Raw genomic sequence first — 22,627 nt, 5'->3', positions numbered from 1 at the left:
GGCGGGGGGGGGCGCCCCGCCGGGGTGTGTCCGTCCTCGGAACGGCGCGATTGACCCTTTTACCGACTGACTGGCGTTGACGCGCCAACCGCTGCGGGCGGACACCCCCCGACACGTCCCCTTGCGCCGTCTGGCGGGTGCGGGCGCGTCGTGGCTGCCGCCGCAGACCTGTCGCCGCGGGGCCCGCCGCCTGGCTGCGGGCCGGCCCGTCCCGCTTAGCTGCGGGCAATCGTGCCGCTAAGGGCGGCACCCGTCCCAAAGAAGCGGCACCCCGCTACGCCGGGCTGCGGACCCACCCCGCCTCAGCGCAAACGCCGGCACCGGGCAACGAACCGCACAGCAGCGCCGTTGCCCGTGAACCCGCCGTACGAGTTACGACAGCGCCAGCCAAGCCACCGCCGCGACGATCGCCACCGCGACCACGACGCCGACGATGAGACCGATCCGCGGACCGCCACTGGTCGCCGCGGCCTGCCGCCCCTGCGGCGCCTCGTCGACGAACGCGCGGAACATCTGGGTGCTGCCGGCAGGGTCGTGATTGCCCTGGGGGGCCTGGTTGTTCGCCATGGCCCGAGACCCTAGCGAAAACGCCGGGGCTCCCCAAGTGGGGGTTGGCCTTCCGTTTGTCCTGGCGCGACCCGTACCGCCAGGCTCACCACCTGCACATTTACTGCCGCAATACTTGCCTTTGCCAAGTTTTTGTTACCGCACCCTCCCTTTTTATTTGCCTTCAGCAACCAACAGATGCCATGGTTGCCCTAAGCAACGAAAGCGGAGGTGTCATGGCCGAGAGGGCGCAGTACGAGGAGCTGGTCCGCCAGTTCAGTGCCTTCGGCGCCGTGAAGCGGGAGCTCGGCAGGATCATGCCGGCCGAGTGCCCCGGCGGGTCGGCGGCCGTACTGACGCTGCTGGGCCGCCACGGCGACATGCGCATGAGCAAGCTCGCCGAGCTGCTCGCGGTGGACATGTCGGTCACCAGCCGCCATGTCGCGCACGTCGTGGCCCGGGGCTGGATCGAACGCTCCCCCGACCCCGGGGACAAGCGCTCCCGCATCCTGCGCCTCACCCCCGCGGGTCACGCCCAGCTCGACGAGCTGTCCCGGCGGACCACCGAGGTCCTCGCCGAGCGCCTGAGCGACTGGACCGACGAGGAGGTCGGCCAGCTCACGTCCCTGATGGCGCGGCTGAGGGAGAGCTTCGACGCCCGGCCCGCGGCCCGGGCGGCACCGCCCGCCTTCGAACAGACCACCCGTACACCCGCAAGCACGTAAGAAAAGGAAGCCCATGGCAACGACCACACCAGCCGGTGTGCGGGCTCATGCCAAGCACGGGGGAGGCTCCCACGGCTCCTCCGGCGACGGCGCTCCGATGACACACCGGCAGATCATGGAGGCCCTCACCGGGCTGCTGCTCGGCATGTTCGTCGCGATCCTGTCGTCGACGATCGTCTCCAACGCCCTGCCCCGCATCATCAGCGACCTCGGCGGCGGCCAGAGCGCCTACACCTGGGTCGTCACCGCCGCGCTCCTCGCGATGACGGCGTCCACCCCGCTGTGGGGCAAGCTCGCCGACCTGTTCTCCAAGAAGCTGCTCGTGCAGCTGGCGCTGGTGATCTACGTGGCCGGTTCGGCCGCGGCCGGCATGTCGCAGAACCCGGCCACGCTGATCACGTTCCGGGCCGTCCAGGGCATCGGCATGGGCGGTCTGTCCGCGCTGGCCCAGATCATCATGGCGGCGATGATCTCGCCGCGTGAGCGCGGCCGGTACAACGGCTACCTGGGCGCCGTCTTCGCCACGGCGATGGTCGGCGGCCCGCTGGTCGGCGGTGTCATCACCGACACCGACTGGCTCGGCTGGCGCTGGTGCTTCTACGTCGGCGTGCCCTTCGCCGTGATCGCCCTGATCGTGCTGCAGAAGACCCTGCACCTGCCCGTGGTGAAGCGGAAGGTAAAGGTCGACTGGGGCGGTGCCTTCTTCATCACCGCGGCCGTCTGCCTGCTGCTCATCTGGGTCACCTTCGCCGGTGACAAGTACGACTGGCTCTCCTGGCAGACGTACGCGATGGTCGGCGGTTCCGTGGTGCTGCTGGCGCTGTTCGTCCTGGTCGAGTCCAAGGCGAGCGAGCCGATCATCCCGCTGCGGCTGTTCCGCAACCGCACCATCACGCTGGCGTCGCTGGCCTCGCTGTTCGTCGGGGTCGCGATGTTCGCGGGGACCGTCTTCTTCAGCCAGTACTTCCAGCTGGCCCGGGACAAGTCGCCGACGATGTCCGGCGTCATGACGATCCCGATGATCGCGGGCCTGTTCGTCTCCTCCACCGTCTCCGGCCAGATCATCACCCGGACCGGGCGCTGGAAGGGCTGGCTGCTCGGCGGCGGTGTGCTGGTGACGGCCGGTCTCGGACTGCTGGGCACGATCCGCTACGACACCGAGTACTGGCACATAGCGATCTTCATGGCGCTGCTGGGTCTCGGCATCGGCATGATGATGCAGAACCTGGTGCTCTGCACGCAGAACCAGGTGGAGCCGGGTGATCTCGGTGCCGCCAGCTCCACGGTGACCTTCTTCCGGTCCCTCGGCGGTGCCGTGGGCGTCTCCGCCCTGGGCGCGGTCCTGGCCAACAAGATCACCGACTACGTCAAGGACGGCCTCGCCGACCTCGGTCCCAAGGGCGCGGCCCTCGGTCACGCCGGCACGGGCGAGGGCAACATCCCCGACCTCGGCGCGATGCCCGCGCCGATCCGCACCGTCGTGGAGAGCGCCTACGGCCACGGTGTCGCGGACGTGTTCCTCTACTCGGCCCCGCTGGCGCTGCTCGCCCTGCTCGTGGCGCTGTTCATCAAGGAGGTCCCGTTGAAGACGAAGGGCGCGCTGGCGCAGGCCGCGGACGCGGACGCACCCGCCGAGACTCCGGCCGTGGCTTCCGCTTCCGCCGAGGCTCCCGCCGGGGCTCCCGCCGGGGAGCGGGCCGTGCCGAGCTGGGCCGTGGCGGAGACCGAGGGCGCCGGCGGCACCGGGCCCGAGGGCACGCAGCGGCTCGCCGCCGTCGCCACGATGGCCCGGGGCGAGGAGCCCGGCTCCGCCGGGGGCGGTGTGCCGGTCCGCGGTTTCGTCCGCGGCAACGAGTCCGCGCCCGTGCCGCAGGCCGCCGTCACGCTGATCTCGCTGGCCGGGCGTCAGCTGGGCCGGTCCGTGGCGCAGGCCGACGGCTCCTACGTGCTGGACGCCCCGGCCTCCGGGTCGTACGTCCTGATCGCCTCCGCCGACGGCTTCCAGCCGCAGGCCTCCACGGTCGTGGTGAACGGCGAGCCGGTCTCCTACGACATCCTGCTCAGCGGCACCAGCGGGCTGACCGGCCTGGTGCGGGCCGCGGAGAGCGGGCAGCCGGTCAAGGACGCCATGGTCATCGTGACGGACGTGCGCGGGGACCTGCTGGCCACCCAGGCCACCGGTGAGCAGGGCGAGTTCTCCTTCGCCGAGCTGGTGCCGGGGGCGGTGACCGTCGCGGTGAACGCCGCCGGATACCGGCCGCGCGCCCTGCCCGTCGAGGTGGGCGGCGCCGGGGTCACCCGGGTCGAGATCGACCTGGGCTCGGGCGCCCGCGTCCAGGGTGTCGTCCGCGCCCCGCACGGCCCGCTGGCCGACGCCCGGGTGACGCTGCTCGACCAGGCCGGCAACGTCGTCGGCTCGGCCACGACCGGCACGGACGGGGCGTACGCCTTCACCGACCTGGACGGCGGCGAGTACACCGTCATCGCGACGGGCTACCCGCCGGTGGCCACCGCCCTGACGGTCACGGGCCGCGGCACCGACGGCCACGACATCGAACTCGCCCACCCCGGCGAGTAGTACGGACCCCGGCCCGTGGCGGTGGGCGCGCTCTGAGCGGAGGTGCGCCCCTGCCGCGGGCCGGTCTCTTTCTGAGGAGTTACCTGATGGGACTGACCGCGAGGATCCGCACCCGGGACGGATGGGCCGTGTCGCACGCGGTCGTCACGGTGGCGGACATGACGGGTGCGCAGGTGCTGCGCGCCGAGGCCGACGCGGAGGGCGCCGTACGGGACGTGACGCCGCTGGAGCCGGGGGCGTACACGGTCATCGTCACGGCCGTCGGGTACGCGCCCGCGGCCTCCAGCGTGATCGTCACGGCGAGCGGGCGGGCCGAGGTCGGCACGGTGACGCTGGCCCGGCAGGGCGGCACCGAGCTGCCGCCGCCCGGGCCGTGGACCGTCGACCCGGTGCACTCCAGCGTGGCCGCCGTGGCGCAGCACCTGGGCATCTCCAGCGTGCACGGCCGGTTCACGGAGTTCTCCGGCTCGATCGAGATCGCCCCGGACGACGTCACCAAGTCCCGGGTGGAGGCGGTGATCCGGGCCGCGTCCATCGACACCGGCAACGGCATGCGCGACGGGCACCTGAAGTCGCCGGACTTCCTCGACGTCGAGCGGTTCCCCGAGATCACCTACCGGTCCACGGGGCTGACGGCGACCGGGTCGGACCGGTGGACCGTCCACGGCGAACTGGGCATGCACGGCGTCGTACGGCCGGTCGACCTGGACCTGGCCTACCTCGGCACCGGCCCGGACCCCTGGGGCGGCACCCGCGCGGCCTTCCGCGCCACGACCGAACTGCACCGCGAGGACTTCGCGATGAACTACAACCAGGTCCTCCAGGCGGGCATCGCCGCCGTCGGCACCACGCTCAAGGTGGAGCTGGACATCCAGGCCGTGCAGGGCGAGTCACTCCCGGCGGCGTGAGGCGGGGTCTGCCGGCCGGGAGACTCTCGCCACCAATTGGCTGCACAGGTCCCGGAGTTTGACGTTCCGGTCCTGCGAGACCCGGCGCAGCCGTTCCAGCGCGAGGCGCGCGTCGATCCGCTCCCGGGCCATGAGGATGCCGATCGCCTGGTCGATGACGCTGCGGGAGAGCAGCGCGGTGCGCACGTCGGCCGCCGACTGGCGGCGCCGCTCGATGCGCAGCGCCACACTGATCGCGTCCCCCGCCCGGGCCGCGAAGGCACGGGCCGCGTCCCGGCCCGTGCCCAGCACCCCGGCCCGCTCCCCGTAGAAGTTGATCGCGGCGCCGGTCTCGCCCTCGACGGCGATCGGCACCGCCAGCACGCAACGGACGCCCGTGGACAGCGCGTAGCCCGTGTACGACGGCCAGCGGGACTCCACGGCCAGGTCCGGGGCGTACTGTTCGGTGCCGGTCTCGGCGGCCTCGACGCAGGGGCCGGAGCCGTTCTCGTACTGCCTCAAATCCAGGCCGCTCGGCAGGCCCTCGCTGCCGGCCAGGGTGAGCAGCCGGTCCGCACGGCGCACCGTGATGCTGCACGCGGCGGCGCCGGGCACCTCCTGCACCGCGCGGTCGGTCAGGTCGCGCAGCAGGGTGTCGAGACCGCTGCTGCGCACCATCGCCTGGTCCAGCGTGTCGGACGTCTCGGAGCTCATGACCGTACGGGTATCCCGTCGGCGTCCCTTAACGCCCCCGCCGCAACTCACATGCCCTCACGTGGAGTTGTGAGCGCCGACGATACGGCGGGCCAGATCGCGCAGTTTCACGTTCTCGCGCTGGGAGGCGCGCACCAGGCTCTCGAAGGCCGCGGCCGCGTCGATGCCCTGGCGTTCCATGAGGATGCCGGTGGCCTGGCCGATCAGGTCCCGGGTGCGCATGGCCTCGGTGAGCTGCTCGCGCACGGTCGCGGACTCCAGGGCGAAGCTGACGTGCGCGGTGAACAGCCGGCCGATGCGCGTCGCGTCCTCGTCGAAGGCGCCCGGCTTGCGCGCGTAGGCCGTGAGCACGGTCAGCCGGCGGCGGTCGGCGCGCAGCCGCAGCGACAGCGCCGAGCGCAGTCCCAGGGCCGACAGCACGTCCCAGCCCTCGTCGGACTCGCTGTCCGCTATCCGCGCCACGGGGCTGTGCCACAGCTGCTCCCAGTGCCCGGGCTGGTCGCGGCCCTCGTGCCGGGCCTCGGCGGAGCGCACGACCTCGTCGGTCCAGGCGAGGGTGCGCAGCTTGTTGCCGCGCTCGATCTCGGAGACGCCGGCGTGCTCGGCCCCGGGCATGAGGTGGACGGCGAGCCGGACGGCCGTGCGCAGGGTGCTGTGCGGGGTGAGGGTCTCGTGGAGTTGCCGAGAAGCCACCGTGAGGGCCTCGGCCAGCTCGAAGCCGACCGGAAAACGGGGCAAATCAGGAAACTCGGACGCAGCCACCACGAACCTCTTCGGCATGCACGGCCATGACCATGCGCAGGAGAGCTCCGCAGCACATTCCCGACTGCGAGCACAGGACGGACAGCACTCTAACTGCTCGGTTGCCTCGAAGTGACGTCCGGCCGACGGCCGGGCCAGGCGCTTTCGCGACCACCCCGGGCCGTGGTGGAATGGGCTCCACGGGTCAGGAAGCGGCCTTACCGGAATCCGGACGAACGTCTGCCAGGTGAGCTCCGTGACTTTCCTCCCGAATCCCACCGAATCGCGCGACCTGCCCGGTCGCGTCCATCTCGCCATGCCCGCCGAGATCGACTTCTGCAACGCCGAAGAGCTGTTTCCGCTCGTCGTGTCCGCGGTCGAGGCCCGGGGCGACCGCCTGGAGGTGCTCGTCCTGGACCTCACCGGCACCTCCTTCATGGACTCCCAGGGCGTCCGCCTCATCAACGACATACGGCACCGGCTGCGTCCCGAGGCACGGGTGCGCCTGGTGGCCCGGCCCGACGGTGTCGCGAGCCGCGTCCTGGAGCTGACCGGGCTGCGCCGGGACGTCCCCGTGTACGACAACCTCGCCGAGGCGCTGGCGTCGTAGGCTGCCGCACATGGCACCGAACATCGCTACGAACACCCGCGTCTCGCTGGACGAGTTGCTCGACTTCGTCCGGCCCCGGCACCACGCGATCCTGCTGACCCGGCGGGCCGACGGCGGTCCCCAGGGCTCCCCGCTGACCTGCGGGGTGGACGACTCCGGCCGGATCGTCGTCTCCACCTACCCGGAGCGCGCCAAGACCCGCAACGCCAAGCGCGACCCCCGGGTGAGCCTGATCGTCCTCAGCGACGACTGGAACGGCCCCTGGGTCCAGATCGACGGCACGGCCGAGGTCGTCGACAGTCCCGACTCCGTCGAACCGCTCGTCGAGTACTACCGGAACATCGCCGGGGAGCACCCCGACTGGGACGAGTACCGCGCGGCCATGGTCAAGCAGGGCAAGTCCATCATCCGGATCACGCCGGAGCGGTGGGGCCCGGTGGCGACGGGCGGGTTCCCGGCACGGCTGGCCGAGGGGGAGTAACCGGCTCCCCCCCGGGGCTCATCCCTCCCGGGCGCCCCGTCCCGAGGGGCTCATTCCTCCCGGGCGACCATCGCCTCGATGCCGGCGACGAGCAGCTCCAGCGCGAACTCGAAGTCGCGCTCCAGCATCTCGGCGACGGTGTCGCCGCCGCGCGCCGCCATGATCTCCTGCGACTCCTGGAGGACCTCGGCGGCCTGCGGGGCCTCCGTCACCGTGCTCAGCGACTGCTGGAAGTACTCGTCCACGGTCAGGCCGGCGGCCGCGGCCCGGATGGCGAGGTGACCCTCCAGCGTCCCGTAGCCGTAGACGAACTGGAAGACCGCCGAGATCGTGCTCGTCAGGCGTTTCGCCGGCAGCCCGGTCCTGCGGACGACGCGCTGGACGACCCGCGAGAACGCCAGGTTGTGGGGGCCGATGTTGAGGAAGACGCCGACCAGCGCCGACACCCAGGGGTGCCGCACCAGCAGCGCCCGGTACTCCCGGGCCAGGGCCCGCACCTGGTCGCGCCAGTCCTCGTCGGCGTCCGGGTCGGGCAGCCGCATCTCGCCCATGACCTGGTCCAGGGCGAGTTCGAGGAGGTCGTCCTTGGTGTCGACGTACCAGTAGACGGACATCGCGGTCACGTTCAGCTCTCCGGCGAGCCGCCGCATCGAGAACCTGGCCAGCCCCTCGGCGTCCAGCAGCCGCACGGTGGCCTCGATGATCCGCCCCCGGTCCAGCCCCGAGGGCTGCCCCCCGCCGCGCCGCCGGTGCGCCTTGCCTTCCAGCCAGACGCTGGTCCGCGCGGCCTTCTCGGACGCCTTCGCCATGGCGCACCTTCCTCAATCTTGCTATGCCGCTCATGCTAGACGCGCTTCCTGGGGGCGCGGGCCGCGCAGATGTGCGGCTCCGCCGCGTGGGCGCGACCAGCCCGAACGCTCCCGCAGCCGCCCACTACCCAGCCGCCCGAGCCCTTAGGCGGACTCTGCCCGCTCGGCCCGCCTCAACAAAGCAGCCGCTACCAAACCCCCCGCCAGCACAGCCACCGCCCCCACCAACTGACTCGTCTCCAGCCCGGAGGCGAACGCGTCGGAGATACGCGCCTTCTCCTCCGCGCCGTCAGCCGCGGCCAGCGCCGTCGGCAACGACGCCGCCGAGACGGCGACCAGCGACGCGAACCGCGAGTTGAGGACCGCCCCGAGAACAGCCACCCCCAGCCCGTTCCCGAACTCCGCGAGCGTGCCGTTGATCCCGGCACCCACACCCGCCTTCTCCGGCGGTATCGCGCTCATGATCGCGTTGGCCATCGCCGGCATGGACAGGGCCACACCCGCCCCCATCACGACCAGCCCGAGCAGCATCCCGCCGTACCCGTGGCCCCCGAGCAGCGCGATCGCCGCGAGCCCCGCGGACACCAGGGCCATGCCGAGCGCGATGGCCGTCGGCGTCCCGGCCTTCAGCACCAGCTTCGCCCCGATCCCGGTGAAGTTCAGCGCCACGACGGTCAACGCCAGCGGAGCGGTCCGCAGACCCGCGTCCAGCGGCTCGTAGCCGAGCACGAACTGCAGGTGCTGCGTGAGCAGGAACAGCGAACCCGTCATGCCGAACGCCACGAGGATCGCGCCCGCGACCGCGCCCACGAACTTCTGGTTGCGGAAGAAGTGCATGTCGAGCATCGGGTGCTCGGTCCGCAGCTCCCACATCACGAAGAGGCCCAGGACGGCCACGCCGATCAGCGCGGAGACCAGCACCTGCGCGGAGGTCCAGCCGTGCTCGGGGCCGGTGATGATCGCGTACACCACGGCCGTCATGCCGATGGTCGACAGCACCGCGCCGACCAGGTCGGGCCGGTCGCCCGCCTTGTGCTTGGACTCCGGCACGAGCGCGGCGACCGCGACCAGGCCCAGCACCGCCACCGGGATGTTGATCAGGAAGATCGCGCCCCACCAGAAGTGGTTCAGCATCACCCCGCCGATCAGCGGCCCGGCCGCGAAACCGAGCGAACTGACCGTCGACCACAGCGCGATGGCCTTGACCCGCTCCTTGTCGTCGAAGATCTGCACGACGACGGCGAGGATCGTGGTCATCAGCAGCGCGCCGCCGACGCCCATGCCCGCACGGGCCGCGATCAGCTGGGCGGGGCTCTGGGACAGGCCCGCCGCCAGCGAGCCGACTCCGAAGATCGCCAGGCCCGACATCAGCAGCAGCTTGCGGCCGTAGCGGTCGGCGGCGTTGCCCGCGGTGAGCAGCAGGCCGGACTGCACCAGCGAGTAGGCGTTCATCATCCACTGGACGTCGGCGGTCGTGGCGTCCATCTCGCGCGTGAGCGAGGGGATCGCCACGTTCAGGATCGTGTTGTCCAGCAGCACGGTGAGCTGGGCGAGGCAGATGACCCCGAGGATCAGCCAGCGTTGGGGGTGGCCCTGAGCCTGGGGTGGGGAGTGGTCCTGGCCCTGTTCCTGGGGAGTCGTCGTCATGCTGTACACCGTAGAATGATTCCCATACGCTGTACAACCGAATAACCGAATAACCGAATAACCGAATAGCGGAGAAGGGCGGTGGCTCTCGGCCACCGCCCTTCTCCCGGTCGGGATCGCTCAGTCGCTCGCCTTCTGCGTGAGGTCGTAGAAGGTCGACGAACCGACCGTGACCTTCTCGAAGTTGGCCTCGACCCAGGAGGTGATCTGGGAGGAGGTGCCGTCGCTGCTGCCGCCCATGCCACCGCCGGTGCCGGAGGCGATGAAATAGTGGATCTTCCCGTCGGCCACGTACTGCTTGAACTGGGCCAGGGTCGGGGACGGGTCGGTGCCGTTGAAGCCGCCGATGGCCATCACCGGCTCGCCGGTGGACAGCTGGTAACTCGCCGCGTTCTGGGCGCCGATGGCCGCCGCGGCCCACGTGTACCGGTCGGCGTCGGCCTCCAGCAGCTTCTTGGCCTGGGAGCTGACGCTGGCGCCGTTGAGCAGACCGCCCATGCCGCCACCGCCGCCCATGCCGCCCGTCCGGCCGCCGTCGCCGTTCTGCTGGTTCTGGCCCGGCATGCCGCCGCCGGGGAAGCCCTGCGGAGCCTGCTGGTTCTGCTGGTTTTGCTGTCCTTGCTGGTTCTGCTGTCCTTGCTGGTTCTGGCCCCCGCCCGGGAAGCCGCCGCCGGGGCCGCCGCCCGGGCCGCCGCGTCCGCCGGCCACCGCCGGGCCCGCCGTGACGATCGAGCCGGTGTGCCCCTCGTTCAGCGTGGTCAGGGTGTACGCCGCCGGACCGGCCAGCGCGGCGACGAGGCCCAGCCCCGCGGCGCCCAGGGCCAGTCGACGGCCCAGCCGCCCGGCGAAGACCAGACCCAGGGCCGCCGTCAGACCGCCGACCAGCACCAGCCACTTCAGCCAGGGCAGGTAGTCGGAGGAGCGGTTGAGCAGGACGTACCCCCAGGCCGCGGTCGCCGTCATCGCCGACGCCAGGGTCAGCGACGCCCACGCCTTGCCGCGCTGCTCCCAGAGCAGCACCGCGCCCATGCCGACGAGCGGGGCGATGTAGGGGGCGAGGGCCACGGTGTAGTACTCGTGGAAGATGCCCTGCATGTAGCTGAAGACCAGCATGGTCGTGAGCAGCGCCCCGCCCCAGACCAGGAACGAACCGCGGGTCACCGACGTGCGCCGGGCCTTGCGGGTGGCCACCAGCCCGGCGACCAGGAGGATCAGCGCGGCCGGGATCAGCCAGGAGATCTGGCCGCCGACGGAGGAGCTGAACAGCCGGTCCCAGCCGGTCTCGCCCCAGTTGCCGCCGCCTCCCCCGCCACCGCCGCCGACGCTGCCGGTCTCCTCGCCGTTGAGGCGGCCCAGGCCGTTGTAGCCGAAGGTCAGTTCCAGGAAGCTGTTGTTCTGCGAGCCGCCGATGTACGGGCGGGAGGACGCGGGCCACAGCTCGACGATCGCCACCCACCAGCCGCCGGAGACGACGATCGCCGCCAGACCCGCGGCGAGCTGCCCGATCCGCCTCTTCACCGAGACGGGGGCGCAGACGCCGTAGACCAGGGCGAGCCCGGGCAGGATCAGGAACGCCTGGAGGGTCTTGGCGAGGAAGGCGAAACCGATGGCCACCCCGGCCCAGACCAGCCACTTCGTACGGCCGTCCTCCAGGCCCCGGATGACGAAGTAGCAGGCCACGGCCATCAGCAGCGCCAGCATCGCGTCCGGGTTGTTGAAGCGGAACATCAGCGCCGCGACGGGGGTGAGCGCGAGCACCGCGCCCGCGATCAGACCGGCCGCGGGGCTGAACCGGCGCCGCACCGCCGCGTACACGACGGCCACCGTGCCGACGCCCATGAGGACCTCGGGGGCGAGGATCGCCCAGGAGCTGAGACCGAGGAGCCGCACGGACAGGGCCATCGGCCACAGCGCGGCCGGCGGCTTGTCGACGGTGATGGCATTGGCCGAGTCCAGCGAGCCGAAGAAGAACGCCTTCCAGGACTCGCTGCCGGCCTGGACGGCCGCCGAGTAGAAGGAGTTGGCGTAGCCGGAGGCGCTCAGGTTGTAGAGGTAGAGCACGGTGGTGACGAGCAGCAGGCCGAGGAAGGCCGGGCGGGCCCAGCGGGGGTCCTCGGGGCGGCCGCGCCACAGGCGCCGTGCGAAGGGCCGCTCGGAGGCGGGGGGCGGCGGAGGGGCCGTCGCGGGCCGCTCCCAGTCGGCGGGGCTGGTGTCCGTCTCGCGGGTTCTCTCGTCGTAGTACGTCGTCATCGGGCGTTCCTCGGATCGGTGTCGGTCGGGCGTACCGGCTGGAGTTGCACGGTGGCGTCCCTCCAGGTGCGGTCCGCGGCGTCACCGGCGCGGAACCGGGTCGTGTCGTTCGGGGCGTACCGCCGCTCGGCCGGCCGCTGCGGGAGCGGGCCGTGATCCAGGCGCGGACCGGGCGTGACCCGGGCCGCCGGGGGCTCCTGCTCGTCCCGCCGGTCCGGGAACACCCAGGCGCGGAAGAGCAGGAAGCGCAGCACGGTCGCCGCGAGGTTGGCGGCGATGAGGACGGCCAGTTCGGTGGAGTGCGCGGGGTCGGACGTGGCCGCGCCCAGCGCGGCGAGCGAGCCGCTGGTCAGGGCGAGTCCGATGCCGAAGACGACCAGGCCCTGCGCCTGGTGCCGGACGGCCCCGCCGCGCCCCCGCACCCCGAAGGTGAGCCGGCGGTTGGCCGCCGTGTTGGCGATCGCGGAGACCAGCAGGGCGAGGGCGTTGGCGGCCTGCGAGCCGGTGAAGACGCGGAAGCCGCTGTAGAGCAGCAGGTAGAAGAGGGTCGACAGGCCGCCGACCACGCAGAACCCGACGAGCTGGCGGGCCAGCCCCTTCGGTACGTCCTGGATCTCGCGGTCGCGCGGGTCGTCGCCGAACGGCCGGGTGAGCCGGTCCAGCGGCAGCGAGCCGGTGGCCAGGGCCCTGCCGACCCGCCACACGCCCTTGAGGTCGTCGGTAGCGGTCTTGACGATGTGCACGGTCGAGTCGGGGTCGTCGACCCAGTCGACCGGCACCTCGTGGATCCTGAGGCCGGCCCGTTCGGCGAGCACCAGCATCTCGGTGTCGAAGAACCACCCGGTGTCCTCGACGAGTGGCAGCAGCACCTGCGCGACGTCACGGCGGATCGCCTTGAAGCCGCACTGGGCGTCGGTGAAGCGGGCCTGGAGCGAGCCGCGCAGGATGAGGTTGTAGGCCCGGCTGATGAACTCCCGCTTGGGGCCGCGCACCACGCGCGAGCTGCGGGCGAGCCGGGAGCCGATCGCGAGGTCCGAGTGGCCGGAGATCAGCGGCGCCACCAGCGGGAGCAGGGCGTTGAGGTCGGTGGACAGGTCCACGTCCATGTAGGCGAGGACGGGGGCGTCGGAGGCCGACCAGACGGCCCGCAGGGCCCGGCCGCGGCCCTTCTGTTCGAGACGGAAGGTGGTGACCTCGGGGAGCTCCGCCGCCAGCCGGGCCGCGACCTGCGGGGTGGTGTCCGTGGAGGCGTTGTCCGCGATCGTGATGCGGAACGCGTACGGGAACGTCCGCGCGAGGTGCTCGTGCAGTCTGCGGACGCACGGCTGGAGGTCCTTCTCCTCGTTGTAGACGGGGATCACTACGTCCAGGACAGGCGTACCGGCTGGTGCGGCCGGGAGGTGCTCCCGCGCCGGCAGGGTGCCGGGAGAAGAGTCGGTTCGCATGGAACCGACTTTCGTCAGGCGCCCTGTTGTGCCCATGTGGTGACGCTGTGGCGTGCCTGTGAGTGCTGTTGCCAGCTCATTTCCCGCTGCGGCTGGGGCGGCAGCGCGGGCAGGTGCACGGTGAACACGGTCCGCCCGGGCACGCTGTCGACGGTCACGGCACCGCCGTGCGCGGTCGCCACGGCCTGCACGATGGCGAGGCCGAGGCCGGTCGAGCCGGTGGCGCGGGAGCGTGCGGAGTCGCCCCGCGCGAACCGTTCGAAGACGTGCGGCAGCAACTCGGCCGGGATGCCCTGCCCGTTGTCCTCGACGTCGACGCACAGCCAGGTGCCGCGCCGCTGCACCCGCGCGGTGACGGTCGTCCCGGGGGGCGTGTGGTTGCGGGCGTTGCCGAGCAGGTTGACGAGGACCTGTTGCAGCCGGGCCGCGTCCGCGGAGACGAGCGCGGGCTCGTCGGGCAGGTCCAGCCGCCAGTTGTGGTCCGGGCCGGCGGCACGGGCGTCGCTGACGGTGTCCACGACCAGCGGCACGAGATCGGTCTGCTCGAACTGCAGCGGCCGCCCCGCGTCCAGCCGGGCGAGCAGCAGCAGGTCCTCCACGAGCAGCGTCATCCGGCCGGCCTCGGACTCGATGCGGCCGAGGGCGTGCCGGGTGTCGGGCCCGACCTGTTCCCGGCCGCGCCGGGTGAGTTCGGCGTAGCCGCGGATGGAGGCGAGGGGCGTCCTGAGCTCGTGACTGGCGTCGGCGACGAACTGCCGTACCCGTGTCTCGCTCTGCTGCCGTGCGTGCAGCGCCCCGTGGACGTGGTCGAGCATCCGGTTCAGCGCGGCACCGACCTGCCCGACCTCGGTGTGCGGGTCGGTCTCCGAGTCGGGCACGCGCTCGCTGAGGTTCACCTCGCCGGTGTGCAGGGGGAGTTCGGAGACCCGGGTGGCGGTGGCGGCGACTCGGCGCAGGGGGCGGGTGGCTACGCCGACCAGCACGGAACCGGCGAGTCCGGCGGCGGCGAGACCGGCGCCGGTGACGCTGATCTCCACCAGGATGAGGGTGTTGATGGTGTTGGTGACGTCCGTGGTCGGGACGGCGACGTAGTAGCTGCCCTTGTCACCGGTCTTGTACTCGACCCGGTACTCGCCGAGGCCGGGGAGGTCCACGGTCCGCACGGTTCCGTCGGTCTGCGGGACGGAGGACAGCGCGGCGCTCTGCGCGGGGCTGAGCGACTTCGCGGTCATCTGGTAGTTGTCCTCGGACTTCACGCCGCGCGCGGAGTCCGTGATCCGGCCGCCCTCCAGCTTGGCGGCGATCGTCCCGCTCGGCTGCGGGCCCCTGGTGACGAAGTCGGCGAGGGTGAACTCCTTCTTCTGCGCCGGCTGGTCGGCCGACCCGTCCCCGCCGGGCTCCTTGGGCGGGCTCATCGACGCCCGGGACGCGGCCTCGTGGAGCTGCCCGTCCAACTGGTCGTACAGGTGGGACCTGAGGGCGAGGGTCGTCACGGTCCCGATCACCGCGCACACGACGGCAATCAGCACCACGGACGCGACGACGAGCCGGGTCCGCAGCGTGCGCGGCTTGCCCGCTCGCGACAGCCTGCCCGCTCTCCGCTGCGTACTCGGCCGTCGCCGCCCGCTCATGAGGCCGCCGGCTTGATCAGGTAACCGGCACCCCGCCGCGTGTGGATCATCGGCTCCCGCCCGGCGTCGATCTTCCGCCGCAGGTAGGAGATGTACAGCTCGACGACGTTGGCCTGCCCGCCGAAGTCGTAGGACCACACCCGGTCGAGGATCTGCGCCTTGCTCAGCACACGCCGGGGGTTGCGCATCAGGAACCGCAGCAGCTCGAACTCGGTCGCGGTCAGGTGGATGTTCTCGCCGCCCCGGCTGACCTCGTGGCTGTCCTCGTCGAGGGTGAGGTCGCCGACGACCAGCATGGAGTCGGAGCGCCGGTCGGCCGCGCCCGACCGCCGGATGAGCCCCCGCAGCCGCGCGACGACCTCCTCCAGGCTGAACGGCTTGGTGACGTAGTCGTCCCCGCCCGCCGTGAGCCCGGCGATACGGTCCTCGACGGCGTCCTTGGCGGTCAGGAACAGCACGGGCACGTCCGGCAGCTCGCGGCGCAGCCGCCCGAGCACGGTCAGCCCGTCCATGTCCGGCAGCATCATGTCGAGGACGACGGCGTCGGGCCGGAAGTCACGCGCGGTCTGGATCGCGCCCGTGCCGTCTCCGGCACTGCGGATCTGCCATCCCTCGTAGCGGAGGGCCATGGACAGCAGCTCGGTGATCGACATCTCGTCGTCCACCACAAGCACTCGGACGGGGCTCCCGTCCGGCCTCAGCAGTTCGGTGCGCCCCTGGGGCGAGGTCGTGGTCATGTGAACACGATGTCGAGGCCCTCTGAGAGCGCCCTTTCGGCAACCTGTGATTTCCCTGAGAAACGCACAGGCGCCTCTCAGGGAACTCCTGGGTACACCGGGATCCGGCGTGGTGAGCGCCGGGTTCGTTCCTGTGAGGCCCGATGGGGAGGCTGTGGGCCCGCTGGGACGGACCGGCTGGACGGGCCGGAGCGACCGGACGACCGGACGGCCCGCGTCAGAACAAGCCGTCCTGGACCCCCGCCGCGTCTCGGAACGCCCGTACCGGAACCGTCGGTTCAGCCCCGGTGGCGGGGACCAGCCCCCACCCCGTCATCAGCCGCGTGTCCAGCACGACGACACCGCCCCCGGTCGCCAGATGCAGATCGGGCCCGGCGGCAGCGACCAGCTCCCCGCTGACCACGCCCCCGGCGACGAGCCCGCTCACCTCCCCGACGGCGGCGGGCAGCCCCGCGAGCCCGAACGCGTCGACGTGGTCGACGACCCGCAGCGGCTCCCGGGCGAGCGACTCCGGCCAGGCGGGGAGCGCCACGGCCCGCGCGTGCAGCGCGGTGATCTCGGCGGCCCGGTCGGCGGCAGCCGCGGGCAGCCCGGCCCGCACCACCCGTTTCTCGGCGTACGGAATCCGGTCGGGCACGCGCAGGGCGGCCCGCAGCAGCTCCTCCGTACGCCGAGCCGCCATGAGAGGACCGACTCCCAGCCAGCTGAAGCAGACGGCCCCCTGCTCGAGCAGCCGCGCGGAGCCCCGCTCCTCCGCCGTGATGCCGACCTTGACCATGCCGGGGCCGAACCACGCCAGATACACGTGGTACGGCCGCGGATCGTCCGCGAGGGTGTCCGCCGCCACGGAGTGCGCCCGGTCCAGCCGCGCACACTCCTCGCACCGCGCCCCCGTACTCCGCGCCGACACGGCCGCCCCCGCCGGGCACGGATGCCCCCGGGCCCCCACACACGTCCGCACGCCCCCTTCCGCGACCGCGAAGGCCACGCGCTTCCCCCAGGTCAGCGCGGTGCGCCGCCCGCCGTCCCAGAGCAGCACGGGACCGTCCGCCGACCACCGCAGCCCCGAGCACTTCCATGCCTGTGCCATCTCTGCCGAGAGTAGGGGGCACCACTGACAACGGGCGCGGCCGGAGACGTATCTGAGCAGCCGACGAGGACAGACCTCACCGCGCGGAATCGGCCCCCACGGCAGCGGCGGTCTCCTGCTCCCCGTCCCGCTGGGCGGGCATGGTCAGGTCCGCCGAGCGCCCGGGACCCCGCCGCCCTCGCCCGGCCAGCCGGCACCCCAGGCACTCCTCGTGCCCACCCGGCGCCGCCGAGTCCCGCACGCGCCAGCTCCACTCGTCCCGGGGCCGCAGGCCGGGCCCCTTCCCCCACCCGGCGAGATGCAGCGCCCAGGTGACCAGGAGACTCACGACCCCGATCGCGATCCCGCCGACGATCAACAGGCCCGAGACCGTGACGACGCCCAGCCCGGCCACACCGGCGCCCACGCTGGCGATCCCGCATCCGACCCACCCCGCGACCGTGTGCCCGTGGTCATACTGATGTGCGCTCACGTGCCGTCCCCTCGCCCAGGGACCCGGGAAGACAAGAGCACACCCGAACCCCTCACCACTAAGCCATTGATGGCCCAAACATCTCACGAACTAAGGGAATTGGGAATGCAAGCGAAGCCGCGCCCGGCCGCCACACCGGAGCAGGCGCTCTCGGCGATGGACCACCTCATCGCGACCCACCTGGTCGGACAGCACGAGATCGCCCAGCAGGTGGGCCTGAGTGTGACCGACCTCACCTGCTTCGCCTACGTTCTGGAGGCCGGGGAGAACCTTCCCACGGCCGGCGACCTGGCCGCGCGGGTCCACGTCACCACGGGCGCGGTCACCGGGATCCTCGACCGTCTGGAGCGCGCCGGCTACATCACCCGCCGCCCCGACCCGACCGACCGCCGCCGGGTCCGCGTGGCCGCCCGGCCGGAGGCCGTCGCCCGCGTCCGCGAGGTCTACGAGCCGTACTACGCCCGCCTCACCCGACTCTTCGCCGACTACACCCCTGACGAGATCGCGGTCCTCCACGACTGGTTCAGCCGCGCGAGCACCCTGGCGGCCGACTACCTGGAAGAACACTGCCGCACCGACTGAACCGGAACCGCGAGCCGAGTGCTGACGGCGAGCACATGCCAGAGGCTCCGTGGAGGGATCCACAGAGCCTCTGCTCACTTCTGATCTGTGCGCGCCCGGGGAACTAAGCGGCCTTGGACCGCGCCGAACGCCGCCGCGGAGCGGGCTCCCCGGCGTACCCGGCGCCCCCGGCGTCCCCGTCCTCGAGCGGGAAGGTCTCGTCCTCCCCGTAGTCCGGGGCCTGGAAGGGGTTCGTCGCCGGTGGCGGCGATGCGGCGGCGGAACGGCTGGGTTGCCCTTCCGGAGCGGAGAACAGCGAAGTCGGTTCGATGGGAGTCTCTCTTTCGTAGCAGGCCCCCCAGGAGAGGGGCCTTATGTGCCGTGACCGGGCACAGCGGTCCTACAGCTTGGTCATCTTGGCGTACGGGCTCAGGATCCGCCGGGACGCCGACCCGAAGTCGACGAGCGCCGCGATCCCGTCCTCGATGCCGATCACCCGGCCGAGGCCGTACATGTCGTGCGTGACCTGGTCACCCACGGCGAAGTGCTTGGGAGCCGGCACGACCGGAGCCTTGAAGGGGCTGGTAGGCAAATGACGCTTCTGCGCAGGAGGCTTTGTCATCGCACCCAGTATGCGCCCACTCGCCCCCGGCGCGCTGCGGCCGTCCACATCCGCCGCCCTCGGCAGGGAGCCGCCCGGCGAGGACCTCACCACCGTCCGGCCGACTCGCGCAATTGCGGCAGAAATACTTGGACGTTTCGCGGTCAATAATTGAATTCTTTTTCGGGATGCAGGGCCGATCGAGTGAGCGTAGCGTTGTGCAGGGGAAATTCGGGGGGAATTCCATTTCGCGTCGTGATGAGACGCGGACCCAGGCCGGAGAGGCGCGACGATGTCAGAGCGCATTCTTTTCTACAGCGCGTCCAAGGGGCGCGGTGTCATCTCTTCCATCGATGACGACAACACCATGGGGGACGTCCGCGTCTTCCCCGAGGGCAGCTTCGCCCGCGACTGGACGGCGGTCACCGGGCTCAGCGGCGACCGCATGCTGTTCTACAGCGCCTCCAAGGGCCGCGGCGTCGTCTCCTCCATCGATGACGACAACAACATGGCGGACCTGCACGTCATCCCCGAGGGCAGCTTCGCCCGGGACTGGACGGCGGTCACCGCCCTGAGCGGCGATCGCATCCTGTTCTACGCCGCGGCCAAGGGCCGTGGCGTCATCGCCGCCATCGACGACAACAACAACCTGGGAGACGTACGCGTCTTCCCCGAAGGCAGCTTCGCCCGCGACTGGACGGCGGTCACCGGGCTCAGCGGCGACCGCATTCTGTTCTACGGCGCCTCCAAGGGCCGCGGCGTCGTCTCTTTCATCGACGACAACAACAGCATGGGAGACGTACGCGTCTTTCCCGAGGGCAGCTTCGCCAAGGACTGGACCTCGGTCACCGGCCTCAGCGACGACCGCATCCTCTTCTACGGCAGGTCCAAAGGACGCGGCGTCGTGACCTCCGTCGACGACGACAACAACATCGCCGACGTCCACGTCATCCCCGAAGGCGGCTTCGCCAAGGACTGGACGGAGGTCAGCTTCGTGCATCCGCTGGAGAGCCACCTCAGGGCCGGCCGCTCCGCGGAAACCCAGCTCGCGTAGACATACACCAGAGGCCCTGTGGAGTGATCCACAGGGCCTCTGACGTGCTGTGCACTCGGCAGGATTCGAACCTGCAACCTTCTGATCCGTAGGATCGGGCAGGCGGTTGGGCGGGTGCTCCACCTTCCTCCCAGTGGATCGCTAAGGGTCGGGGTTAACGGTCGCTGTGTGCCGTCGTTGCCGTCAGGGTTGCCGTCACCACGTCCAAGGCGGCCGTGCTGATGCTCAGCGACTGCCTGCGGGGGGAGTGGGCTCTGAAGGCCAGTCGAGCACGGTCAGCTCGGGCCACTGCTGCCGCCAGCGGGCCGTTTTGGTCTCGTACACCTCGCGCGGAGCAAGTACTGGATTGGGCCGGACGACGAGATTGAACACATCGGCAAGCCCATGCGGTGCATAGACACGCCACTGCCCGTCCCGTTCCAGGCGAACGCCCAAGCAGCAGGTGGTAGCGGCGAAGCTGTCTATGGCGGCCTCGGTGGAGGTGTAGGGAGCGCACGCGACGCCGAACTTCTGCTCGTACCAGAGGTGGACACGGGCCTCGTTGCGGACCTCGACCTCAGCTGGCAAACCGGCGAAGGCATCGTCGGCGGCTTTGATCACAGCGTCCTCTGCCTCCCACGACAGGTCGTGATCGTCGAAGTAGAAGACGTCGTAGTCCTTGATCCCGCTGGTGGGGTGCCTGTCCGTGACCACGTTCCAGACGGTCTGGAACAGGCAGCCTGCCGTCAGGTACCAGCCCGACAACCCCAATCGAGCCGTGCGGTCCAACACCTCCACCAGCACTTCGTTGCGGGACAGCACAGACCTCAGGGCAGCGAGCTGCTCATCGAGCGGGAGGCGACCAATCACCGCTCATGCCTACCACGCGGCAGGCCAGCGGCACCTGCCTTCAGCCTTCGAGTCCCTCTTGATGGATCTCTTCCTGAAACGATCAGTCAGAGCAGCCGCGCTTCCCAAGCTAAGGACTCCGCGAAGCCCCCCGCCGTCGCTCGTAGATGTGTCCGCCCGGTGCTCAGTCCTGGCCGGAGCGACCGAGGGGCCTGGCGGCACATCTCGTCAAGGTGACGCGAAAAGAGGGGAACATGCACCCGGCTCTCGATCGGTCTGCGATCCTGGAGACCGATCGAGAGGGGCCGCAGGTATGGAGTGGAAGACCCACGGTGAGCGACAGGTCTACACGAACAAGTGGGTGAATCTGTGTCTGGTCGACGTCCAGCAGCCTGACGGACGCAGGTGGGAGTACCACGTCGTCCGTCTCCGGCACCTGGCCGTCGCCGCCGTGGTCAATGACCGCCAAGAGGTCCTGATGATGTGGCGGCACCGCTTCATCACGGACTCCTGGGCCTGGGAGCTGCCCATGGGCCTGGTCGAGGAGGGCGAGACCCCGGAGGAAGCAGCAGCCCGCGAAGTCCTGGAAGAGACCGGCTGGCGCCCCGGCCCCATCAAGCCCCTGATTTACGCCGAGCCGGCGAACGGCATCACCGACTCACAGCACCACGTCTTCCGCATCGACGGCGCCACCTACGCCGGGCCGCCCACGGAGAAGAACGAATCCGACCGCATCGAGTGGATCCCACTTTCAGAGGTGCGCGGGATGATAGACCGCCGTGAAATCGTGAGTAGCGGCTCGCTCGTCGGCCTGCTCTACCTGCTCATGGACGAAGCGATCCGCTGACCGGCGGAAGGAGCTCCCGTAGCCGCGCCTCAAAGGCCAGGGCTACGGGCTCCTGCCTGTGCGGCGCCAACTGGTCGTAGAACTCCCGCAGATGCCCCGACACCCGCTCAGAGGCCACTGCCGACGCGGGCTCCAGTGCCTGTGTGGCGGTGTGGCACGCCTGGTCGAGCTTGCCTTGGTCCAGCTGCGTCCGAGCCAGCCAGAACGAGTGGAACGCACGGCCTCGTTGGTTGGTTCGGTCCTCCCTCCGCAGGGCATCTGCGATCAAGGGTTCGGCGGTCGCCGCTTCGCCCAGGCGGCCATGGGCGATGCCCGTGTCCACGATGAGCTTCGGCTCGTCGAAGTAGGTCACCCATGTGGGGTCCGGATCGCTCGCCCCGATCTGCTCGAACTGGCTGTGCGCCTCCCTGATCGCCCGGTGAGTGTCACCGTGGTTGCCGAGAGTGGCATGGGCGAAGGCTTCCCGCATGGACAGCATCGACATGACGCGCGGAGTGCTGCCGATCGCTGAGCGGGCCTGGTCCTGGGCGGCAGTCACGAGCGCCAACGAGTCCGCGGGCTTGTCCTGATAGGTCGCCTGCAAGCTCATGCAGGCGAGGACGTTGGCCATGAACTGCCGGTCGTCGATCTCCTTCGCCAGTTGCAGGGCCTCGGTGAAGTACGCGCGGGCCTGGTTGTACTGGCGGGCGTCGAAGTAGGTCCAGCCCGTCAGGCGCGCCAGCTCGGCCGCGATGCCGTACAGGCCGTTCTGGATGGACGGCGGTCGACGCTCCTTCAAGAGCCCGACGACATAACGGAGCTGGCCCACGATGGCCGGCCTCAGTGCTTCTCCGCCATGCTGGTCGTCTCGTCGCCAGTAGTCCTCGATGGAGGAGCGGAAAGCTTCAAGCGTGGCCGTGTTCAGGCTCGTTCGCGTGGCCAGGGCCAAGATGCTGTCCACATCAGGGCCCGGCAAGGACGCGGGGGCCTGCTGCTCGGGTTCCTGCACCTGAGGCGCTTCGCGCTCGTCGACCACCAGAGCCTGAGGCGTCTCCCACGCTCGGCGGGCAAGCCCGAGCATGCCCCCCGGGATGCGCAAGCCGTCGGAGATCCGCTCGATGACATCCATGTGCTGCAAGTGGCGTCGGCCTGCGATGACTTCGCCCACACGGCTCGGAGTGAGGTCACAACGCCGGGCGATCATCGACGGGTAGATCCCCGCCCTGACCTTGACCAGCCGGAAGACTCTGGCGAAGTCCCGGACCCGACACGCCTCGATCATCTCGGGATCGGTGAGCAGCCTGGCAGGCAGTTCCTGCGGCTGGTCCGGGTCGGGCATCGGCAAGCTCCCAAACTGCGAGGGCTACGCAACGTCGCTGGTTCTCTACTTGCCG

Annotated in this window: 22 protein-coding genes; 8 read left to right on the top strand and 14 right to left on the bottom strand. The window is 70.8% G+C overall.

The genetic code is table 11. The features are described 5' to 3' along the window. Nucleotides 1–372: 372 nt before the first annotated feature. Nucleotides 373–567 carry a hypothetical protein gene (locus ABZ948_RS34690; RefSeq protein ID WP_359766404.1) on the bottom strand — a complete coding sequence of 65 codons (195 nt, stop codon included), beginning with the start codon at nt 565–567 and terminating at the stop codon, nt 373–375. Nucleotides 568–782: 215 nt separating this feature from the next. Between ABZ948_RS34690 and ABZ948_RS34685 the strand changes: the two genes are divergently transcribed. The 3 genes from ABZ948_RS34685 (at nt 783) to ABZ948_RS34675 (ending at nt 4,757) form a co-directional block, all read left to right on the top strand. After that, complete coding sequence (locus ABZ948_RS34685; RefSeq protein WP_359766402.1) at nt 783–1,271, top strand: MarR family winged helix-turn-helix transcriptional regulator; 489 nt, start codon at nt 783–785, stop codon at nt 1,269–1,271. A 97-nt stretch (nt 1,272–1,368) separates the two neighbouring features. Continuing rightward, entirely contained in the window at nt 1,369–3,849 is a 2,481-nt protein-coding gene (locus tag ABZ948_RS34680) for an MFS transporter (protein WP_494487300.1), read from the top strand. Nucleotides 3,850–3,935: 86 nt separating this feature from the next. After that, entirely contained in the window at nt 3,936–4,757 is an 822-nt protein-coding gene (locus tag ABZ948_RS34675) for a YceI family protein (RefSeq protein ID WP_359766399.1), read from the top strand. Here ABZ948_RS34675 and ABZ948_RS34670 read toward each other — a convergent pair. Further along, on the bottom strand, nt 4,740–5,450 hold the full coding sequence (locus ABZ948_RS34670; protein ID WP_359766397.1) for a GAF and ANTAR domain-containing protein: 711 nt from the start codon (nt 5,448–5,450) through the stop codon (nt 4,740–4,742). The genes ABZ948_RS34675 and ABZ948_RS34670 overlap by 18 nt on opposite strands. Before the next feature lie 57 nt (nt 5,451–5,507). Then, nucleotides 5,508–6,230: an ANTAR domain-containing protein gene (locus ABZ948_RS34665; RefSeq protein ID WP_359766395.1), complete on the bottom strand. Its 723-nt coding sequence runs from the start codon at nt 6,228–6,230 to the stop codon at nt 5,508–5,510. A 217-nt stretch (nt 6,231–6,447) separates the two neighbouring features. Here ABZ948_RS34665 and ABZ948_RS34660 point away from each other — a divergent pair, with 217 nt between their 5' ends. Continuing rightward, a complete protein-coding gene (locus tag ABZ948_RS34660; protein ID WP_435857726.1) occupies nt 6,448–6,801 on the top strand; it encodes an STAS domain-containing protein in 354 nt (117 codons plus the stop codon). Between the two features lie 10 nt (nt 6,802–6,811). Then, nucleotides 6,812–7,282, top strand: a complete 471-nt coding sequence (locus ABZ948_RS34655) for a PPOX class F420-dependent oxidoreductase (protein ID WP_359766391.1) — start codon at nt 6,812–6,814, stop codon at nt 7,280–7,282. Nucleotides 7,283–7,332: 50 nt separating this feature from the next. Here the strand turns inward: ABZ948_RS34655 and ABZ948_RS34650 are convergent, their stop codons facing one another. The 8 genes from ABZ948_RS34650 to ABZ948_RS34615 all read right to left on the bottom strand — a co-directional run bounded on the left by ABZ948_RS34650 (nt 7,333) and on the right by ABZ948_RS34615 (nt 17,363). Further along, nucleotides 7,333–8,091, bottom strand: coding sequence for a TetR/AcrR family transcriptional regulator (locus tag ABZ948_RS34650; protein ID WP_359766389.1), 759 nt, complete (start codon nt 8,089–8,091; stop codon nt 7,333–7,335). A 144-nt stretch (nt 8,092–8,235) separates the two neighbouring features. Continuing rightward, entirely contained in the window at nt 8,236–9,738 is a 1,503-nt protein-coding gene (locus tag ABZ948_RS34645; protein WP_435857724.1) for an MFS transporter, read from the bottom strand. Between the two features lie 120 nt (nt 9,739–9,858). After that, nucleotides 9,859–11,988 carry an ArnT family glycosyltransferase gene (locus ABZ948_RS34640; protein ID WP_359766387.1) on the bottom strand — a complete coding sequence of 710 codons (2,130 nt, stop codon included), beginning with the start codon at nt 11,986–11,988 and terminating at the stop codon, nt 9,859–9,861. Beyond that, nucleotides 11,985–13,433, bottom strand: coding sequence for a bifunctional glycosyltransferase family 2/GtrA family protein (locus tag ABZ948_RS34635; protein WP_359766385.1), 1,449 nt, complete (start codon nt 13,431–13,433; stop codon nt 11,985–11,987). The genes ABZ948_RS34640 and ABZ948_RS34635 overlap by 4 nt, the downstream gene beginning before the upstream one ends. Before the next feature lie 14 nt (nt 13,434–13,447). Next, nucleotides 13,448–15,064 carry a sensor histidine kinase gene (locus ABZ948_RS34630; protein WP_359766383.1) on the bottom strand — a complete coding sequence of 539 codons (1,617 nt, stop codon included), beginning with the start codon at nt 15,062–15,064 and terminating at the stop codon, nt 13,448–13,450. After that, the gene (locus ABZ948_RS34625) at nt 15,061–15,801 is read right to left on the bottom strand and encodes a response regulator transcription factor (RefSeq protein WP_359766381.1); all 741 of its coding nucleotides are present in this window, start codon (nt 15,799–15,801) and stop codon (nt 15,061–15,063) included. Before ABZ948_RS34625 ends, ABZ948_RS34630 begins: the two co-directional genes overlap by 4 nt. A 217-nt stretch (nt 15,802–16,018) precedes the next feature. Beyond that, nucleotides 16,019–16,891, bottom strand: a complete 873-nt coding sequence (locus ABZ948_RS34620) for a DUF2797 domain-containing protein (protein ID WP_359766379.1) — start codon at nt 16,889–16,891, stop codon at nt 16,019–16,021. A gap of 76 nt (nt 16,892–16,967) precedes the next feature. Beyond that, a complete protein-coding gene (locus tag ABZ948_RS34615) occupies nt 16,968–17,363 on the bottom strand; it encodes an HGxxPAAW family protein (RefSeq protein ID WP_359766377.1) in 396 nt (131 codons plus the stop codon). A 105-nt stretch (nt 17,364–17,468) separates the two neighbouring features. Between ABZ948_RS34615 and ABZ948_RS34610 the strand changes: the two genes are divergently transcribed. Then, nucleotides 17,469–17,945, top strand: a complete 477-nt coding sequence (locus ABZ948_RS34610; RefSeq protein ID WP_359766375.1) for a MarR family winged helix-turn-helix transcriptional regulator — start codon at nt 17,469–17,471, stop codon at nt 17,943–17,945. 379 nt (nt 17,946–18,324) lie between these two features. Here the strand turns inward: ABZ948_RS34610 and ABZ948_RS34605 are convergent, their stop codons facing one another. Next, a complete protein-coding gene (locus tag ABZ948_RS34605; RefSeq protein WP_359766373.1) occupies nt 18,325–18,546 on the bottom strand; it encodes a hypothetical protein in 222 nt (73 codons plus the stop codon). Nucleotides 18,547–18,817: 271 nt separating this feature from the next. Between ABZ948_RS34605 and ABZ948_RS34600 the strand changes: the two genes are divergently transcribed. Next, entirely contained in the window at nt 18,818–19,579 is a 762-nt protein-coding gene (locus tag ABZ948_RS34600) for a hypothetical protein (RefSeq protein ID WP_359766371.1), read from the top strand. A gap of 225 nt (nt 19,580–19,804) precedes the next feature. On the opposite strand, the gene ABZ948_RS34595 is transcribed toward ABZ948_RS34600, so the two are convergent. Continuing rightward, on the bottom strand, nt 19,805–20,428 hold the full coding sequence (locus ABZ948_RS34595; protein WP_359766369.1) for a nucleotidyltransferase family protein: 624 nt from the start codon (nt 20,426–20,428) through the stop codon (nt 19,805–19,807). A gap of 292 nt (nt 20,429–20,720) precedes the next feature. On the opposite strand from ABZ948_RS34595, the gene ABZ948_RS34590 reads away from it, so the two are divergent. Beyond that, complete coding sequence (locus ABZ948_RS34590) at nt 20,721–21,254, top strand: NUDIX hydrolase (protein ID WP_359766367.1); 534 nt, start codon at nt 20,721–20,723, stop codon at nt 21,252–21,254. Here the strand turns inward: ABZ948_RS34590 and ABZ948_RS34585 are convergent. Beyond that, nucleotides 21,232–22,572: an NsdA family TPR-like regulatory protein gene (locus ABZ948_RS34585; protein WP_359766365.1), complete on the bottom strand. Its 1,341-nt coding sequence runs from the start codon at nt 22,570–22,572 to the stop codon at nt 21,232–21,234. The two genes, ABZ948_RS34590 and ABZ948_RS34585, sit on opposite strands and share 23 nt — an antisense overlap. Between the last annotated feature and the right edge of the window lie 55 nt (nt 22,573–22,627).

The sequence above is a fragment of the Streptomyces olindensis genome, assembly GCF_040645895.1.
Classification (GTDB): Bacteria; Actinomycetota; Actinomycetes; order Streptomycetales; family Streptomycetaceae; genus Streptomyces; species Streptomyces olindensis.
Note: the sequence above shows the minus strand (reverse complement) of the source record. Positions and strands in the feature narration are given on the sequence as shown.

Excerpts from the sequence above, each read along its gene's own strand:
- ABZ948_RS34605 (WP_359766373.1), bottom strand. The coding sequence starts at position 18,546 with ATGACAAAGCCTCCTGCGCAGAAGCGTCATTTGCCTACCAGCCCCTTC.
- ABZ948_RS34585 (WP_359766365.1), bottom strand. The coding sequence starts at position 22,572 with ATGCCCGACCCGGACCAGCCGCAGGAACTGCCTGCCAGGCTGCTCACC.
- ABZ948_RS34610 (WP_359766375.1), top strand. The coding sequence starts at position 17,469 with ATGCAAGCGAAGCCGCGCCCGGCCGCCACACCGGAGCAGGCGCTCTCG.
- ABZ948_RS34690 (WP_359766404.1), bottom strand. The coding sequence starts at position 567 with ATGGCGAACAACCAGGCCCCCCAGGGCAATCACGACCCTGCCGGCAGC.
- ABZ948_RS34675 (WP_359766399.1), top strand. The coding sequence starts at position 3,936 with ATGGGACTGACCGCGAGGATCCGCACCCGGGACGGATGGGCCGTGTCG.
- ABZ948_RS34670 (WP_359766397.1), bottom strand. The coding sequence starts at position 5,450 with ATGAGCTCCGAGACGTCCGACACGCTGGACCAGGCGATGGTGCGCAGC.
- ABZ948_RS34685 (WP_359766402.1), top strand. The coding sequence starts at position 783 with ATGGCCGAGAGGGCGCAGTACGAGGAGCTGGTCCGCCAGTTCAGTGCC.
- ABZ948_RS34640 (WP_359766387.1), bottom strand. The coding sequence starts at position 11,988 with ATGACGACGTACTACGACGAGAGAACCCGCGAGACGGACACCAGCCCC.
- ABZ948_RS34635 (WP_359766385.1), bottom strand. The coding sequence starts at position 13,433 with ATGCGAACCGACTCTTCTCCCGGCACCCTGCCGGCGCGGGAGCACCTC.
- ABZ948_RS34650 (WP_359766389.1), bottom strand. The coding sequence starts at position 8,091 with ATGGCGAAGGCGTCCGAGAAGGCCGCGCGGACCAGCGTCTGGCTGGAA.
- ABZ948_RS34620 (WP_359766379.1), bottom strand. The coding sequence starts at position 16,891 with ATGGCACAGGCATGGAAGTGCTCGGGGCTGCGGTGGTCGGCGGACGGT.
- ABZ948_RS34680 (WP_494487300.1), top strand. The coding sequence starts at position 1,369 with ATGACACACCGGCAGATCATGGAGGCCCTCACCGGGCTGCTGCTCGGC.
- ABZ948_RS34590 (WP_359766367.1), top strand. The coding sequence starts at position 20,721 with ATGGAGTGGAAGACCCACGGTGAGCGACAGGTCTACACGAACAAGTGG.
- ABZ948_RS34630 (WP_359766383.1), bottom strand. The coding sequence starts at position 15,064 with ATGAGCGGGCGGCGACGGCCGAGTACGCAGCGGAGAGCGGGCAGGCTG.
- ABZ948_RS34665 (WP_359766395.1), bottom strand. The coding sequence starts at position 6,230 with ATGCCGAAGAGGTTCGTGGTGGCTGCGTCCGAGTTTCCTGATTTGCCC.
- ABZ948_RS34655 (WP_359766391.1), top strand. The coding sequence starts at position 6,812 with ATGGCACCGAACATCGCTACGAACACCCGCGTCTCGCTGGACGAGTTG.
- ABZ948_RS34600 (WP_359766371.1), top strand. The coding sequence starts at position 18,818 with ATGTCAGAGCGCATTCTTTTCTACAGCGCGTCCAAGGGGCGCGGTGTC.
- ABZ948_RS34625 (WP_359766381.1), bottom strand. The coding sequence starts at position 15,801 with ATGACCACGACCTCGCCCCAGGGGCGCACCGAACTGCTGAGGCCGGAC.
- ABZ948_RS34645 (WP_435857724.1), bottom strand. The coding sequence starts at position 9,738 with ATGACGACGACTCCCCAGGAACAGGGCCAGGACCACTCCCCACCCCAG.